The 15,627-nt window shown below is 58.1% G+C and carries 16 protein-coding genes and 2 pseudogenes; 15 read left to right on the plus strand and 3 right to left on the minus strand.

Annotated elements, in window-relative coordinates:
- The first annotated feature begins 894 nt into the window (after positions 1-894).
- The 6 genes from J4D97_RS21995 (at position 895) to J4D97_RS22020 (ending at position 9,250) form a co-directional block, all read left to right on the plus strand.
- Positions 895-1,224 (plus strand): hypothetical protein, encoded by a 330-nt coding sequence (locus tag J4D97_RS21995; protein WP_208309466.1) that lies wholly within the window; start codon positions 895-897, stop codon positions 1,222-1,224.
- A 75-nt stretch (positions 1,225-1,299) separates the two neighbouring features.
- Entirely contained in the window at positions 1,300-1,845 is a 546-nt protein-coding gene (locus J4D97_RS22000) for a phage tail protein (RefSeq protein WP_208309467.1), read from the plus strand.
- Positions 1,846-2,001: 156 nt separating this feature from the next.
- On the plus strand, positions 2,002-7,857 hold the full coding sequence (locus J4D97_RS22005; RefSeq protein WP_208309468.1) for an Ig-like domain-containing protein: 5,856 nt from the start codon (positions 2,002-2,004) through the stop codon (positions 7,855-7,857).
- A gap of 78 nt (positions 7,858-7,935) precedes the next feature.
- Positions 7,936-8,142 (plus strand): PID-CTERM protein-sorting domain-containing protein, encoded by a 207-nt coding sequence (locus tag J4D97_RS22010; protein ID WP_208309469.1) that lies wholly within the window; start codon positions 7,936-7,938, stop codon positions 8,140-8,142.
- A gap of 30 nt (positions 8,143-8,172) precedes the next feature.
- On the plus strand, positions 8,173-8,715 hold the full coding sequence (gene xrtX / locus J4D97_RS22015) for an exosortase X (protein ID WP_208309470.1): 543 nt from the start codon (positions 8,173-8,175) through the stop codon (positions 8,713-8,715).
- A 16-nt stretch (positions 8,716-8,731) separates the two neighbouring features.
- On the plus strand, positions 8,732-9,250 hold the full coding sequence (locus tag J4D97_RS22020) for an XrtX-associated membrane protein (protein WP_208309471.1): 519 nt from the start codon (positions 8,732-8,734) through the stop codon (positions 9,248-9,250).
- 95 nt (positions 9,251-9,345) lie between these two features.
- On the opposite strand, the gene J4D97_RS22025 is transcribed toward J4D97_RS22020, so the two are convergent.
- Positions 9,346-10,035, minus strand: coding sequence for a recombinase family protein (locus J4D97_RS22025; RefSeq protein ID WP_208309472.1), 690 nt, complete (start codon positions 10,033-10,035; stop codon positions 9,346-9,348).
- A gap of 132 nt (positions 10,036-10,167) precedes the next feature.
- Between J4D97_RS22025 and J4D97_RS23670 the strand changes: the two genes are divergently transcribed.
- Together J4D97_RS23670 and J4D97_RS22030 are read left to right on the plus strand one after the other, a co-directional pair.
- Positions 10,168-10,845 (plus strand): transposase, encoded by a 678-nt coding sequence (locus tag J4D97_RS23670; RefSeq protein ID WP_243900464.1) that lies wholly within the window; start codon positions 10,168-10,170, stop codon positions 10,843-10,845.
- A gap of 118 nt (positions 10,846-10,963) precedes the next feature.
- Positions 10,964-11,704 carry a transposase gene (locus J4D97_RS22030; protein WP_432207227.1) on the plus strand — a complete coding sequence of 247 codons (741 nt, stop codon included), beginning with the start codon at positions 10,964-10,966 and terminating at the stop codon, positions 11,702-11,704.
- 155 nt (positions 11,705-11,859) lie between these two features.
- Here the strand turns inward: J4D97_RS22030 and J4D97_RS22035 are convergent, their stop codons facing one another.
- Positions 11,860-12,297 carry a transposase gene (locus J4D97_RS22035; RefSeq protein ID WP_208309474.1) on the minus strand — a complete coding sequence of 146 codons (438 nt, stop codon included), beginning with the start codon at positions 12,295-12,297 and terminating at the stop codon, positions 11,860-11,862.
- A 114-nt stretch (positions 12,298-12,411) separates the two neighbouring features.
- A pseudogene (locus J4D97_RS22040) lies at positions 12,412-12,573 on the minus strand (IS110 family transposase); the annotation flags it as partial.
- 56 nt (positions 12,574-12,629) lie between these two features.
- Between J4D97_RS22040 and J4D97_RS22045 the strand changes: the two are divergent.
- The 7 genes and pseudogenes from J4D97_RS22045 (at position 12,630) to J4D97_RS22070 (ending at position 15,528) form a co-directional block, all read left to right on the plus strand.
- Entirely contained in the window at positions 12,630-12,932 is a 303-nt protein-coding gene (locus J4D97_RS22045; RefSeq protein WP_208309476.1) for a transposase, read from the plus strand.
- 143 nt (positions 12,933-13,075) lie between these two features.
- A pseudogene (locus J4D97_RS24075) lies at positions 13,076-13,210 on the plus strand (IS3 family transposase); the annotation flags it as partial.
- 161 nt (positions 13,211-13,371) lie between these two features.
- Positions 13,372-13,623, plus strand: coding sequence for a DDE-type integrase/transposase/recombinase (locus tag J4D97_RS24080; RefSeq protein ID WP_432207226.1), 252 nt, complete (start codon positions 13,372-13,374; stop codon positions 13,621-13,623).
- Positions 13,620-13,805 carry an integrase core domain-containing protein gene (locus tag J4D97_RS24085; RefSeq protein ID WP_432207228.1) on the plus strand — a complete coding sequence of 62 codons (186 nt, stop codon included), beginning with the start codon at positions 13,620-13,622 and terminating at the stop codon, positions 13,803-13,805. The genes J4D97_RS24080 and J4D97_RS24085 overlap by 4 nt, the downstream gene beginning before the upstream one ends.
- Positions 13,806-13,833: 28 nt before the next feature.
- On the plus strand, positions 13,834-14,100 hold the full coding sequence (locus tag J4D97_RS22060; RefSeq protein WP_208309479.1) for a hypothetical protein: 267 nt from the start codon (positions 13,834-13,836) through the stop codon (positions 14,098-14,100).
- Between the two features lie 123 nt (positions 14,101-14,223).
- On the plus strand, positions 14,224-15,135 hold the full coding sequence (locus tag J4D97_RS22065) for a hypothetical protein (RefSeq protein ID WP_208309480.1): 912 nt from the start codon (positions 14,224-14,226) through the stop codon (positions 15,133-15,135).
- The gene (locus J4D97_RS22070) at positions 15,136-15,528 is read left to right on the plus strand and encodes a hypothetical protein (protein ID WP_208309481.1); all 393 of its coding nucleotides are present in this window, start codon (positions 15,136-15,138) and stop codon (positions 15,526-15,528) included.
- The last annotated feature ends 99 nt before the right edge of the window (positions 15,529-15,627 follow it).

Below are 15,627 nucleotides of genomic sequence, written 5' to 3' on the forward strand. Positions count from 1 at the left end.
TTAGCAGGCTGAGGGCTGTCTTTCATGACGAAGGAAAGATAACACCCTATTCTGTCCAGATTTATCCGACCACCTCAGCTTACCCAAAAGCGGACGTTGGCCAATCCGCCTAGTTAGCTGTAGGAACAAACTGTTAACCAAGGCCACTGGCATAGGAGCGTCGCCGAAGGCCCACGTTACAGCTTGAGGACCACCGTCCTTAGTATGTAACTTTTGTTCAAGGAGAGTTTCAATGTATGCTTTTATTGATCTAACCGCTACAAGCTGCTAGTTAATAAATAGGTAAGTCCAATATACTCATTGCCCGGATACAGCGAAATCGGTAAAATAGCGCTTGCTGCGGAGTGTATCGTAGCCATAATCGTTCAGCTGGTTCGATAATTCTTGCAGCAGAGGTATCGTTATAAGGAACTGATCGATGAGGGCTGCCACCACTGCTAAGTTACCGGCCTGCTGTGCTTTGTCAGCTGCGCTCGTTGCAGAATTCTTGTCTGTTCCTCCTCGGCATACGCTAGCTTTCCTTGCAGGAACTCATCGGAAGGATAGTTCTCTTTGTTGTACAAGGGGGAACATCCACGCCCGGTAATCGACCAATTTGTTCGTGTTCGGGCTCTCTATACTACAACATTACGGCGGCACATCAAATAACAGAAGGTTTTGCTTGAGCTATGACATCGAAATAAAATGTACATTATATGATAATACATAAAAACGTATAACGTTTTCCTGATTTGAGATTTAAATTATCATAATGAGTCTACCATTCTATAGCACAAGGCTTAACTTCATAAATATTGCGATAAAAAACATTAATTTTTATCGCAAATATACTATTTATGTCATCTGGTATCGTATTTGAATCTCGCTATTGACTTACTACAAAATATATACTAGATGGGAGCAAAGAATTTTACGAACCAGACACCATATGCGATAGCCGTTACGCTAACCATACGCAACGGTGACATTCCTGGTTCTGAGGCCGGCACACAAGAATTTAGCCTAAATCCGGGTCATAATCAATTGTATACCTATAGCCAGGGAACGACAAATCCTTACCTAGACAGCGTGGTAGCAGTGGTTGATAGTGGAGGCAACATTATTGCCTCACAGCAGGCCGTTACGATTCGCAGTAGTGTTGTGGATGATGCGTTAAATACAAATAATACCGTTGTATTTACACTGCAAAATCAATCGTTAATTGTAAGCTACAGTAATAATTAATTATTACTGTAGCTTTTTTATCGTTGATGACGGGATAATTTCCTTTACTTTTTTACTGTATAAATCTTTTTTAAAATGGATGAAGCCTTTCTCGGTCAGATAATATTAGTGGGCTTTGACTTTGCCCCGCAAGGGTGGGCATTATGTAATGGCCAACTGATGCAGATTAGACAGTACTCAGCGCTATTTGCTCTATTAGGTACCAGATATGGTGGGGATGGGGTCAACACCTTTGGCCTGCCTAATTTGAACGGTCGCGTTGCTATTGGTCAAGGGGCAAGCACCACGGGTACTACCTATCCCATAGGGCAGGCTGCAGGAACGGAAAAAGTGACTTTGACTGTCGCTAATATGCCGATGCATACGCACGCATTAGGTGTTAACAAAACCGCAGGCACCACTGACTCACCTGTGAATGGGGTACCCGCAATTGGCCAGTTTACAGATTCTGGTTCTGGAGGTCCCGTGAATGTGAATGGCTACGCTGCCTCCGCTGACGCCGTAGCAAATCCACAGGCTATTTCTTCCGTAGGGGGCAACCAGCCCTTTGCGGTGCAACCTCCTTATGTAGTCCTTAACTACTTGATTTGTCTGCAAGGAATATATCCTAGCCGCCAATAGCGTAACTCTTTTCTGAAAAAGCCTTCTGTTACGCAACAGAAGGCTTTTTCTTGCCTAAGCACCTATTAGTAGATATTTTCTACGCCTTGTATTGCAGTTAATAGGTGGCAAGTAGATGCCCCAAAGACCCGTCTTTCCTCGCTTTATCTTATGCATATGAAGCAACCCTACTCGATCACTTCCTACCAGCTAATTTGTTCTGTTCTACTCTTACTCGGCTCGTGGCTGGGTCTTACAACGAGCAGTCAGGCACAGGTGTTTTACTTAACCACGGATGCCAATGGCTCTGCTACCACAGCAACCGACGCGCTGAACCGGATGGAGTACGACGGTACCAACGCGATGGTAATCGCCCCGGCCGTCACTGCCTCCCCGTTTCTATTAGCCGTCGATGTTCCAACGAATCGGGCTTTCGTTTATGAGTCAGTACTGGCCAACCGAGCCATCAAGGTCATCAATCTGACCACGGGAGCACTTATTCGCTCCATCAGTGGCATACAAGCGGGCATTAGAGCGCTTCGCTACGATCCAGCCAGTGATTATATCTATTACCTGACGAGTGCAGATGTGCCAGCTACCATAGAACCGACGGATGCACTCAACCGGGTGCATCCGGATGGAACGGGCGCGGAGGTACTAGTTGCGTCGCTGTCTACTTCTCCCTTATATCTGGCCCTGAATACAGCAGCAAATGAGGTGTATTTTTATGAAGGGCTTAACACGGCGCGCGCCATCAAGACCGTTAACCTCGCCTCACGCACCGTTACGCAAACAACGCCTGTTAGTGCGCTGGTGCAAGCGATCGAGTACGATGTGGCAACAGGCTTTCTTTATTACTTGACCTCTGACAATAGCATCGCGACCACTACCAGCATTGATGCTTTGAATCGGTTCCGCCCCGATGGGACTAGCCCCAGCGTGATTGTGCCGGCCGTCACGGCGTCTCCCTTCCTGCTGGCGCTGGATGCCGCCACTAACCGCGCTTTTGTATATGAATCAACTGCAACCAATCGTGCGATCAAAACCGTCAATCTACTAACGGGCAGCGTCACACAGACCGCACCCGTAGCAGCGCAAGTGACGGGTTTGTCTGTTCCCGTAACGAGTGCTCTAGTGGCGCCCACTATTGTTACTAGTGCAGCGAACGACATCAGCAGCACGGCAGCGACGCTCGGGGGCAACGTAACGGCCGACGGCGGGGCCAACGTAATTGACCGGGGCGTGGTGTACAGTAGCACTGCGACTACGCCAACTACTAGCAACACGAAAGTCACTATTGGTTCGGGGACGGGCAGCTTCTCGCAAAAAGTAAGCGGGCTAACGAGCGGCACCACGTACTACGTACGGTCCTACGCCATCAATAGCATGGGCACCGGCTATGGCGCGGTTCAATCCTTCACGACGGCGGCCGCGCTGACAGCCTCTCCCAGCTCACAAACTAACCTGGCTTGCAATGGAGGCAACACGGGCATGGCCACGGTGCGCGTGAGCGGCGGCACCTCGCCGTATAGTTACAGCTGGCGCAACAACACAACGAGTAGTCCGCTCACCCAGACAACGGCCACGGTAACGGGCCTGACGGCTGGCAACTACACCGTCACCGTGACCGATGCCAGCGGCGCTACGGCGACGAGTACGTTTACTCTGACGGAGCCGAGCGCGCTGGCTACTACTGGTTCGCAAGTAAATGTTTCGACCGCTGGTGGCAATAATGGCACTGCTACCGTCAACATGAGCGGCGGCACCTCGCCGTATAGCTACAGCTGGCGCAACAACACAACGAGTAGTCCGCTCACCCAGACAACGGCCACAGTAACGGGCCTGACGGCTGGCAACTACACCGTCACCGTGACCGATGCCAGCGGCTGCACGACTAGCCGCGCGTATACCATCACCCAGCCGGCCGCAGCCGTCACGGCTACGTCGCTTGTGCGCGCTACTGCTTCACCGACTAACACTACGGCGGTGGCTTTTGCACTGACCTTTTCAAGTACTGTGAGTGGGCTCAGTAGCAGTAACTTCTCTATAACGACCAGCGGCCTGACAGGAGCCAGCATCACGTCCATTAGTGGTTCGGGCACCACATACACGGTGAGAGTGAATACGGGTTCGGGCGATGGGACGCTTCGACTCAACCTGGCCAACGCAACCGGTCTTTCGCCCACGGTTTCCAACGTGCCTTTCGTCGGCGAAACCTATACCATCGACAAAACAGCCCCGGCCGCCCCAGTCGTGACGACGCCGGCCAACGGCAGTCTACTGGCAACGAACACGCCGACTTACAACGGAACGGCCGAAGCAGGTAGTATGGTGATGGGCGTAATAGATGGTACTCCGCTGGAGGCCACCACGCAGGTTACCAGCGGTGGGAGCTGGCAGCTACCGGCACCTTCTGCGCTAGCGGATGGGACGCACACCGTTGTGACCAGGACCACCGATGCCAGTGGTAATACGAGCGTCAACAGTAATACGAATACCTTTACCATCGATACTTCCGCGCCAACGGTTGCCATCAGCTCGTCGGCGGGTCCTTCGGGTGGCTCCACGGCCACCTCCCCCATTCCCTTCACCGTCACCTTCTCAGAAAGCGTGACGGGCTTTGCAGCGGGCGATGTGACGGTCAATAACGGTACGCTCAGCGGCTATAGTGGTGGCAGCGGCACCACGTATACGTTCAGTGTGACGCCGGCCAGTACGGGCGCAGTAACTGTAAGTGTGGCAGCGAACGTCGCCCAGGATGGGGCGGGCAACGGCAGTACGGCCGCCGCGCCGTTTACCATCCAGTACGCTCCCCTCACGGCGCCAACGGTCACGACGACGACGGCTAGCAGCATCACCGCCACGGCGGCCACGCTCGGTGGCAACGTCACGGCTGATGGGGGGGGCACCGTCACGGAACGCGGCGTCGTCTACGTAGTGGGCAACGGTACGCCCACAACCGCCAGTACCAAGGTGCAGAGTGGCAACGGTATCGGTAGTTTCTCGCAGCGTATTACTGGTCTGACGGCCGGCAGCTTGTATACGGTGCGGGCCTACGCTACGAACGCTAGCGGAACCAGTTACGGGACTAGTGTAACCTTTACGACAAGTGATGCCTTGGGCTATTTCGGTGTGCAGCGCAATGTAAGTTGCAACGGCGGGGCGGATGGGACAGCCTCGGTGAACGTGACCGGTGGGGTAACGCCGTATAGTTACGATTGGACCCCAGGTACCCTCACTGGCAACGGTACCAACACCGTATCGGGGTTGACGGCGGGCAATTACAGCGTAACCGTGACCGACGCCAGCGGCTTTACCATCATGCGGAGCTTTACCATTACGCAGCCCACTGCGCTAACGGCAACCAGTACCCAAACCAATGTGACCATGAACGGCGGCAACAACGGGGCGGCTACCATCACCGTTAGTGGCGGTACCCCCGCCTATACCTATAGCTGGAGTCCAAATGTAAGCACCACGGCCACGGCTTCGAATCTGAGCGCAGGCACCTATACGGTGACCGCAACGGATGCCAATGGCTGCACGATCGTGCGCAGCTTCACCATCACCCAACCGGCTCCCACCACGGCTGCGCCTGTGGTGACGGCTCCTGCTAACGGTAGCTTGCTGAACACGGCGGCCCCTAGGTATGCCGGCACCGCTTCCCCCAACAGTACCGTCACGGTGTACGTTGACGCGACTAACATCGGTACTACGACGGCTACCAGTAGCGGTACCTTCGAGCTCATCCAGCCTACCAGTTTAGCGGAGGGCAGCCACACGGTGTATGCCACCGCCCAAGAGGGTAATGGTACGGTAAGCGCCACGAGCAATACGAATACCTTCACGGTCGATACTACGGCTCCGACCGTCGCTATCAGCAGCGCGGCCGGATCGTCCGGCAGCAGTACCAGCACTTCGCCCCTTCCCTTCACCGTTACCTTCTCAGAAAGCGTTACGGGGTTCACAGCAGGCAGGACGAGCGTAACGGGCGGTACGCTGAGTGGCTTTAGTGGTAGTGGCACTACCTACTCGTTCACAGTTACGCCGCCTACCACGGGTGGTGAGGTCACCGTGACCGTCGCGGCGAACGTCGCGCAAGATGCGGCGGGCAATGGCAACGTTGCCGCAACGGCATTCAGCCTACGCTACGTGCTGCCGGTAACGGCTACCACGTGGACGGGTGGTGTGAGCACCGACTGGTTTACGGGCGGCAACTGGACGGCTGGCGTACCTACCAGCACGCTCGACGCCCAGATCCCAGCCGTGAGCAGCGGCCGCTACCCCCTCATCGCGTCCGGCTTGGCCACCGCGCGCGCCCTGACGCTGAACAGCACGGCGCAGCTAACGCAGAACGGTGGCACTCTAACGCTGACGGGTGATTTCGTGAACAACGGCACCTTCACCGCCTCCAGCGGGCAGATGGTGCTCGCCAGCAACGCGCTGCAAAACGTAGGGGGTAGCAGCCCCACGCGTTTCTTCCACCTGACAGTTGGTGCGGCCGGGGCTCGCCTGAGCGGTCCTGCTGAGCTGCAACGGGTACTCACGCTCAACGGCGACCTGACCACGAACGCGCAGCCGTTCACGCTGCTCTCCACCGCCACCGCCACGGCACTGGTCGTCAACAATGCCGGTCGGGTACTCGGCACGGCGACCGTGCAGCGCGCGATTGATAGCAGCCTGAACCCCGGAGCCGGCTATCGTCACTACAGCTCGCCAGTCGCCAGCACTACGGTGTCCGACCTGGCGACCAGTGGGTTCACTCCGGTGGTGAACCCTGCTTATAACACGGTGGGCACTACCGTGCAGCCCTTCCCCACCGTGTATGGCTACGACGAAGCCCGCCTGACAGGCAGCAGCAGCAGCACTACGCAGGCGTTCGAATACGGCTACTTCTCGCCGGGCAGCCTCAGCGACCCGCTGGTGCGCGGCCGCGGCTACACCGTGAACCTGAACGCCAGCAACACGGTGGATCTGGTGGGCACGCTCAACACGGGCAGCATCCCGGTCGGGGCTCTATCCAGTAGCACCGAGGCCAACGCCGGCTGGCACCTGCTGGGTAACCCCTACCCCGCCCCCCTCGACTGGAGCAAAGCCCGCCTCAGCCTGCCGGCCGGGGTGATCGATGCCGTGTACGTGTACAAATCCAGCGACCAGTACCGGGGCACCTATCAGTTCTACCAAAACGGCTTCGGCACGCTGCCCGATGGGCTGATTGGCTCGATGCAGGGCTTCTTCGTGCGCGTGTCGCAGCCGGTGGCGGCGTTCAACTTCCTGGATGCTTGGCGCTCTACGACCGACCAGAGTACTACCTTCCACCGTCCGGCCGCCGAAAAGCGGACAGCCGTGCAGATGGACCTAGTGAGTGCGGCTGGCATGCACGAGCCGACTTTCGTCTACTTCGAAGCCGGCGCTACCGCTGATCTAGATGACCACTACGACGCGGCCAAGCTGCCCAACACGACGGGTCTGAACCTATCGTCGTTGGCTGAGGAGGCGCGTCTGGCCGTCAATGGGTTGCCGTTACTGACCACGCCCACAGCCGTTCCTTTGGCCGTCGGTGTGCCCCTCACCGGCACCTATACCCTGCACGCGGCGGCCTTGCAGAACGTAGACGCCACGGACGTGTACCTGCACGATGCCGTAACGGGCCAGCAGGTGAACCTGAAGCAGCAGCCCAGCTATACCTTCACGGCCAGTAATGCGAGCTTAATTACGGATCGGTTCTTCTTGCGCTTCAGCCCGCTGAGGCCGCTGGCGACGCAACCCGGCAGCCAGGTGGCCAGCCTGAGCGTGTACCCGAACCCCACCCGCCAGCAAGTCACCTTGCAGGTACCGGCCGTAGCGGGTGCTTCCACGGCCACGGCTACGCTGTATACTATGCTGGGGCAGCCCGTGCGGGCGACGACTCTGCCGCTTTCCGCTGTGGGTGGCCGCACGACACTAGACGTGCACGAACTACCCACGGGCATGTATGTGGTGCGGGTGCAAGTCGGTGGTACGACCCTGACCAAGCAGCTCCTCATTGACTAAATCTGCAGAGAGATGGGTCTGACTACATACTGTAGTCAGGCCCATTATTCCAACGCTTCCTTTCCTAACAACTTCCATATGAAATCATTCGTTACCTTTTACCGCGCCGTAGCACTCGTATTGCTTTCTACCCTTGCCACGCAGGCGCAAGGCCCCGGCGCCGGCGGCCCTGAGCCTACGACCCCGCCGCCCCCTACTGCCGTACCCCTTGACGGCGGCGCCTCCCTGCTCCTCGCCGGTGGGGTGGCCTACGGCCTGAAGCGGCTGCGTCGCCGCGCGGCCTAACTCGTCTTGGTGGCGTAACTTTTCTCACGCATGGTTCTATTCCGTTCGCTTACCACGCACCCGCAGCGGCGTTTTTTGCTCACTGCTGCCGGCCTATATCTTCTCTGGTGGCTGGGCTACGAGCAAGGGCTCCGGCCCGATGGTCGGCTCGACCAGGCCCTATCGGTAGGCGTGGCGCGCGCCGCCGCCGGAAGTCTGCACGCCGTCGGCTTCGCCGCCGCGACGGCCCCTGCCACCCCCACTACCGTGACCATGCACGGGTCGCCGGCCGTGCTGGTGGGCGACCCGTGCAACGGGCTGGCGCTGTACACGCTGTTCACCGGCTTCGTGCTGGCCTACCCCGGTAGTCGCCGGCGCAAGGCCTGGTTTATTCCGCTCGGCATTGGCGCAGTCTACCTGCTCAATGTTCTACGCGTGGCCCTCTTGGCGCTGAACCACACGTACTGGTATCACACAGTGGACTTCAATCACCATTACACGTTCTCTTTTGTCGCCTACGTGGCTATTCTGGGCCTCTGGCACCTGTGGGTTCGGCAAGGACGCATGCTTCCTGGTGCGTATGCAGCTTCCTAAGCTTATTCTCCTCCCAATGGGCTCTCACCCGTCTCAGCGCCGCGTGCTCCTGCTGGCAGTAGGGCTGGCGCTATTTCTATTTGGGCAGTTTGAAGAACGCGTCTTTACCTGGCTGACGAGCGGCTGGCAGGTTCTTTTTTCCTTGGTAGGACACCCTGAGTGGGGCGTCACTAGCCACGCCGTTGTGTCAAACATCAGTACCCATGGCCTACCCGTGGCCAGTAGTTACCGCCTGCTTTATTGTAGCCTGAGCGTGCTGCTGCTGCACCTGTTACTGCGCGGGCGCCATACCCGCTGGATAGCCGGTGGGTACGGCGCCACGCTCACAGTTGGCCTAGTACTGCTTCTGCTTGGTCACCTGGTCAACATGCCGTTTGCAAGCCGGCAGGGACATTTTCTTATTGATCTGGCTTGCTCCTTGGAAGCGGTACTACTGACGTATGTAGCCATGACCCTACGTCCACCGCAATCTACCCCGACCCAAATGGACTACACCACCCAAGATGTATCCGTATCACCAACGAGGGGAGCGTGAAGGGAGCTCTTTCGTTCTTGTTCAAGAAGAATAGTAGCGCAATGTTGTGGTCAACGCAGATGGTAGAAGCAATTTTGTTTTGTCTGAAAAAAGGCTCACGTCCTCACTGCCGATTCGGCGGTGAGTGGTGTTTGGGCAAGCAGTAATCGGCGGATACCGGTGGCGGTGAAATGGCAGCCGCGGCGGGTGCGGTAGCCGGAGGCGGTGAGTTGGGCGACAATGCGGCGGTAGTCCCACTGCTGACTGCGGTAGAGCTGGGCCAGCTCCGCCGCTTGCCGATTGGCCAAGCTCGATCGGGCATTCGCCTGCCGTTGCTGCTGCCCTTTGACCCTAGCCTCATCCGTCAGGTTCGCCGGCGTGCCCAGCTGATGGCCGCGGGCCTTCTTAGCAGCCAGCGCATCCTTGGTCCGCGTAGAAATCGCTTTGGCTTCTTTCTCGGCCACGGCGCCCAGTACGTGCAGCGTAAACTCATCAGCGGCGGGCATATCGACGGCTTTGAAGCGCACGTGACTTTCCATAAGCGCGGTGAGAAATGCCAGGTTACGCGCGAGCCGGTCGAGCTTGGCCACCAGCAGCACGGTCCCGGCTTCGTTGGCCGCCTGCATAGCCGCATGCAGTTGGGGCCGACTCGTTTTGCGGCCGCTTTCTACTCCGATGTATTCGCCCACGATCTGCTCTCCCGGCACCAGAAAGGTGCGCACTGCCTCTTGCTGGGCTTCAAGTCCCAATCCACTCTGCCCTTGGCGAGCGGTGCTGACTCGGTAGTAGGCGATGTAATTGGGCATACAGGGGAGCAGTAGTATATAAAGAGTATAAAAGCGAGGACTCAAAGTTAATGTCGCGCTTGTATCATTACTTAAACGCGCGTGGCTGTTGCAGAAGTGGTAGCCCTTGTTGCGTACTCTCGTAGAGAGAGGATGCAAGGCAAGAAGCAGTTTGCCGATCAAGTGGTCACCCGCTTCCGCCTCTCCGAGCGGGTGCCCGCGCATAATCTCTACCGGCGGCTCGACGAGCTACTGGATCTAGCGTTCCTCTACGAAGCCACGCAAGACCTCTACAGCCACACCGGTCAGCCCTCGCTCGATCCGGTCGTCTTTTTCAAGTTGCTGCTCGTCGGCTACCTGGAAAACATCACTAGTGACCGACGCTTGCTCGAGCACTGTGCTCTCCGACTAGACATCCTCTTGTTCCTGGGCTATGAACTAGACGAAGCGTTGCCCTGGCACTCTACCGTCAGCCGCACCCGGCAACTGTACCCCGCGGCCGTGTTTGAACACCTGTTCGACCACGTCTTTGCCCAGTGCGTAGCCGCCGGACTCGTCGCAGGCGATACCCAGATCGTAGACTCCGCCCCCGTCAAAGCCAACGAACGCCTCCCTGGATCGCCTGTGCGAAAAGCCGGTTGGGCCGCTCCCCGCCTCACCGCTAACCGTGAGTGGGCAGCCGCCTGCCCCGGCAAGCACTCCACCCACGGCCCCGCTGCGCTCAGCCCCTGCCCATCAACTCCGCTACGAGGCGAGCCGGCAAGCCAAGCGGCGCGCCTCTGCTGGGGGCCTGGGCGCCCACCACGCCAAAGCCCGCCTGCTGAGCAATAAAACGCACTACAGCCCGGCCGACCCCGAAGCCCGTATCTCCGTCAAGCCCGGCAAAGCGCGTGCGCTCAATTACCTCTGTAGCCTGGCCGTGGACACCGCCCACGGGGTCATCAGTCACGTGCAAGCCGATTTCGCCGACTCGCGCGACAGCCTGCACCTGCCTGGTCTAGTGGATCACTTGCAGGCGCGCCTGCAAGGCAACGAGTTGCAGCTACGCGAGCTAGTCGCCGATACGGGCTACTCGAACGGCTTCAACTATGCCTTGCTGGAGCACCGCGGCATCACGCCCTGGATTCCCGTGTTTGGCGCCTACAAACCCGTGATCGAAGGGTTTACCTATCAGGTCGACCGCGACGAGTACCGCTGCCGGGCCGATAAGACGCTGCCCTTTCACAAGTACCGACCCACTGCCGACGGGGTCTGGATGAAACTCTACCGCGCTGCCTACGCCGACTGCCAGGCGTGCCTGCTCAAAGCCACCTGCGTGCCGAAAGTCGACTCCAAGCAACTCGTGCGCTCGGCCTTCGACGCGGCCTATCGACGGGCCTGGCACCGCCAGCGCAGTAGGCAAGGCCAGCACATGCGCCAGGTGCGGCAGCGCACGGTGGAGCCCGTGTTTGGCAACCTGCTCCAGCATTATGGGCTGCGGCGGGTCGGCACGAAAGGACGAGCGGCAGCGCACAAAACCATGCTGCTCAGTGCCATTGCTTACAACCTCAAAAAGCTGCTCAAGCACTCGCCCCAACGGGGTGTGAGCCTGGCCCTGGCTCTCCAGCCAGCCTCACCGTGCCTGCTTTATAGCCTATTGGAGTGCAGGCAAAAGAGTAGTCATCTCTATTTTGACTACTCACTTCAGTAGCTAGCAGAGTTCTGCAACAGCCACGACCGTTTCATAAATGAACTGTGTTAAAAGTCAAGGATTGAGGGCGAGTTTCGAGGTAAAATCAGCTTGATAGGGTACGCCGGACTTGACGATGGCAAAGGCCTGCTTGAGCAGCTTATTGCAGACGGCAATCAGGGCCAGCTTTTTGTTCTTGCCTTTGGAGACGAGGCGCCCAAAGAGCGCTTGGCCGAGAAGCTATACATAAAGAGTTTACCGCGGATTAAGCCCCCACCCATCTTGGTGATGCGCACTTTGCCCCGGATGCTGGTGCCCGAGCTGTGCTCACGAGGCGACAAACCGGCCATGGCAATCAACTGGCGGTAATTCTCCAAGCGACGGAAGCCACCGGCAAATAAGAGCAGCATACCGGCTGTATTACGGCCGATACCCGGAATCGAGCACAACAGGGTCATCTCGGCGGCAAAGCGTTGTTCGAGTAACGCCAGCAATTCCGTTTCTACGGCCTGTAACTGCCCCGTAAGCACTTTCAAGGTATGTTGCAGTCGTTTTAGCGCCAGCTTGCTAATAACGGGCTGCCGTTCGAGAGCCTCTAGTAAGTTGCTAACCATGATTTTCTGCTTGAGTAGTTGTTCACTGACTTGTTCTAACTGCCGGCACTCCACCTAAACGGTTTCCTCCGGCTGCCAGATACTGAGTGTTTGTTGTTGCCCGTAACGCAGCAACTACTGCGCATCCTTGCGGTCACTCTTGCCTTTGCTTAGATGCATCTGAATGAAGCGCCGAATAATCAAGGGATTCAGCACGGCTACCTGTCCCCCGTGTTCGTACAGGTAATAGGCTAGGGCCAGGTAGTAGCTGCCGGTGGCTTCCAAGACGAACCGACAGTGTGTGAGGTGGTCTAGAGATGACGGACAGAAGAAGGACGTATATTTCTTCTGTTATGGCAAGCAAAGCAAGCGGGGCGTCGCCCGACAAACGGCGTAAATACGACGAGGCCTTTAAAGCCGAGGCCCTGCGCCTGGCCAGTGAAAGCTGCAGCACGCAGGCCGCGGCCCGGCAGTTGGGCATCAGCCCCAAGCTGCTCTATCGCTGGCAGCAGGCGCAGCTCGTGGCCGAGGTGGGCAGTGAGGAAGTGGCCCGCGACCCGGAGGTGCGCGCCCTGCGCGCGGCCAATAAACGGCTCGCGCAGGAGTTGGATATTTTAAAAAAAGCCTTAGTCATCTTCAGTCAGCCGACCCGGTGAGCACCTACCAGCACATTGTTCAGCGGGCCACGCAGGTGCCCGTGCGCCAGCTCTGCCGGGTGCTGCGCGTGGCCCCGGCCGCGTATTACGCCTGGCAACGCCGCCGGCAGTTGCCGGTGGCCGAGCCGGCCTGGCAAGTGGCCGTGCGCGAAGCGTTTGCCGACCATAGCCAACGCTACGGCACCCGCCGGCTGCGCGCCGAAGTGCAGGCCCAAGGCCACGCCGTAGGCCGTTGGCGCATCCGCCGCGTGCTCAAAGCGCATGGCCTACGCGCCCAGCAGCCCCGCTCGTTTGTGCCGCGTACGACCGACTCGGACCCGGCCGTGCGCGCCGCGCCCAACCGCTTGCTGGGCCAGCCGGCCCCCACCGCCCCGAACCGGGTCTGGGTGGGCGACATACGTACCTGCCCCGCCAGGACGGCGGCTGGCTGTACCTGGCCGTGTGGCTGGACCGCTACTCGCGCAAGATTGTGGGCTGGGACGTACGGGAGACGATGCCCGAGGACTTGGTCAGCAAGGCGCTCCGGCGCGCCCTCGTGGTGCGCCGGCCCCCAGCCGGGCTCGTCGTGCACTCCGCCCAGAGTAGTCAATACACGGCGACCCACTTCAAAGACCTGGTGGCCAAACAGGGCGCGTTGCAGAGTATGAGCCGGCGCGACAACTGCTACGACAACGCCCACGCCGAGTCCTGAGCCGCTTCAAAGCTGAATTGCTCGACGGCGGCAGCTTCCCCGGGCTAACTGAGGCCAAGCTTGAAATCAGCCACCACATCGCCTATTACAACGCCGAGCGCCGCCACTCGGCGCTCGGTTACCAATCACCCAACCATTTCGAAACCCAATTCAAAACCACGTCCCAATTCTGTCCGGCTTAGCTAGACCACCTCACCCAACGCGGCCCCGTTGTATACTACCGAGTTGCCCGCTGATTCACTTAGCTGGGCGGCACGAAATCGATTTGTTCATCCAAACATCCGAGTAGTGGCGGGCAAGCATTATCAGCTTCGAGTCAGCTCCCAGACCTCCACCGGCTGCTATGGCTTGGCCTACGCCGCAGGGCAAAACGCCGGCTTTGGGGAAACGCAAATTACTGCTGGCAGCGAAAAAGCGAAGGCTCCAGAAGAGAAGCAGACCTTGAAATTTCAGCTTTTCATGCAAGCCAAAAAATAGATGCTGGTTTTCCCGGTGCTCGCGCACGAAGATGACCGTAGGCTGCGCATTCCGCTAGCTGTGTTCGGTATCGTTCCGCAGTCGAATACTTCTACTACCTTCACCAGAAATCGATGTAACTCCATGCCTAAAGCACTACGGCTTACTATTTCCTTCCTCGTGTGTTGCTTGGCGTACACGACTGTATCGGCACAGAAGCTATCCAGCGTGAAGGCCGAGCTTGCCTCGCCTTTTTTTGAAAACCTGTACGCCAACACCTACTACAGTTTGGTGGACCGCATGGACCAAGACGGCTACCTGCCCGAATCCCTGACCGGCGCGTACGATGGCATGTTTTGCCGCACCGTGGGGGCCATTGTGCCGCTGTTTTTGGAAACCGGGCGGTTGCAGCAAGCTGAGCGCACCATCAATTGCGCGCTGACGGCCATGCAGCAAAACGAGATGGACCGCATTCCGCACGTGATTGGCAAAAAGGGAGATAAGTATCCCATTATCAGCGATGAGCCGCAGATAGATGGCCAGGAGCACGTGTTGATGGCCTGGGCCATGCTGGCGCTCAAGCGCGGGCACACAGCCTTTGAAGACCGGACTTGGCCGGTCGTCCGGGACTTGACCAAACGAACCTTCGATCGGACGTCCTTTCAGCACGGGCAGTGGTCCACCGAACCCGGACTGGTGCGCAATATCGCCTTTGAACACTCCCATGAAGGCCGGCGCTGGGATACCTGGGACTTGCTCACGCAGAGCTTTGCCGGCGCCACGCTGCAAGACATGGCAGCAGTGGCCGACCGTCGGGGCGAAACCCAGCTGGCCGACGACTGGCGTACGAAACTGCAAATCCTTCGGAAGGGCATTCGGAAAAAAATGACCACGGTCAGAGGTCAGGATACCACCTACCTGGAGATGCGGCTGCCCGACGGCAACGGCGGCCAGCCCTACCTGGGTATGGGGTGGGTAGCACTGTCGCCCATCGCGGCGCAGTGGGAGGCGCTCGATCATCGTGTGCTGCAGCACACGGTGAAGGCTATGCAGTAAATGGTGCTGCAAACGACGAACGGCGTGATCTGGATGCCGACCGATGGCTATCCGAACGGCTCGGTTTCCAACGAAATTATTGGCAAAGGCCAGGCCTGGGAAATGGACTTCGCCCGGACGGAAAACGACGTGGCGCGGATTCAGCAAATTCTCGCGCTAATTAAGTTGGTTAATGCTTCCAAACCAATCTACATGGAGGGCGCTTGGCTGGATGCGCCGGGCATCAAACTGTCGCAACAACTCACGCCGGCCGATTTAGCGAAGCTGAACAAGGCAACCTGGAAAGTGAAAGACGCCGGCAACGGCGAGCAGACGGCGTGGTGGTGCTGGGCCATGGCGCGTTTGCGCAAGCAGGTAGGCCTACCTGCCGAACCTCAACGACCGAAGAAATAGGGGTTGTACCCAAACGCACTAAAGTGTGTGGACAGCAAGGAGAGTATTTTTACGCCATGCGCCGTCATGAATTAACCGAACGCGAATGGAAAATGGTCG

Source organism: Hymenobacter defluvii (genome assembly GCF_017589435.1).
Taxonomy (GTDB): domain Bacteria; phylum Bacteroidota; class Bacteroidia; order Cytophagales; family Hymenobacteraceae; genus Hymenobacter; species Hymenobacter profundi.

Coding starts and splice junctions, on each gene's coding strand:
- J4D97_RS21995 (WP_208309466.1), top strand. CDS start 895: ATGGGAGCAAAGAATTTTACGAACCAGACACCATATGCGATAGCCGTT.
- J4D97_RS22000 (WP_208309467.1), top strand. CDS start 1,300: ATGGATGAAGCCTTTCTCGGTCAGATAATATTAGTGGGCTTTGACTTT.
- J4D97_RS22005 (WP_208309468.1), top strand. CDS start 2,002: ATGAAGCAACCCTACTCGATCACTTCCTACCAGCTAATTTGTTCTGTT.
- J4D97_RS22010 (WP_208309469.1), top strand. CDS start 7,936: ATGAAATCATTCGTTACCTTTTACCGCGCCGTAGCACTCGTATTGCTT.
- xrtX (WP_208309470.1), top strand. CDS start 8,173: ATGGTTCTATTCCGTTCGCTTACCACGCACCCGCAGCGGCGTTTTTTG.
- J4D97_RS22020 (WP_208309471.1), top strand. CDS start 8,732: ATGGGCTCTCACCCGTCTCAGCGCCGCGTGCTCCTGCTGGCAGTAGGG.
- J4D97_RS22025 (WP_208309472.1), bottom strand. CDS start 10,035: ATGCCCAATTACATCGCCTACTACCGAGTCAGCACCGCTCGCCAAGGG.
- J4D97_RS23670 (WP_243900464.1), top strand. CDS start 10,168: ATGCAAGGCAAGAAGCAGTTTGCCGATCAAGTGGTCACCCGCTTCCGC.
- J4D97_RS22035 (WP_208309474.1), bottom strand. CDS start 12,297: ATGGTTAGCAACTTACTAGAGGCTCTCGAACGGCAGCCCGTTATTAGC.
- J4D97_RS22045 (WP_208309476.1), top strand. CDS start 12,630: ATGGCAAGCAAAGCAAGCGGGGCGTCGCCCGACAAACGGCGTAAATAC.
- J4D97_RS22065 (WP_208309480.1), top strand. CDS start 14,224: ATGCCTAAAGCACTACGGCTTACTATTTCCTTCCTCGTGTGTTGCTTG.
- J4D97_RS22070 (WP_208309481.1), top strand. CDS start 15,136: ATGGTGCTGCAAACGACGAACGGCGTGATCTGGATGCCGACCGATGGC.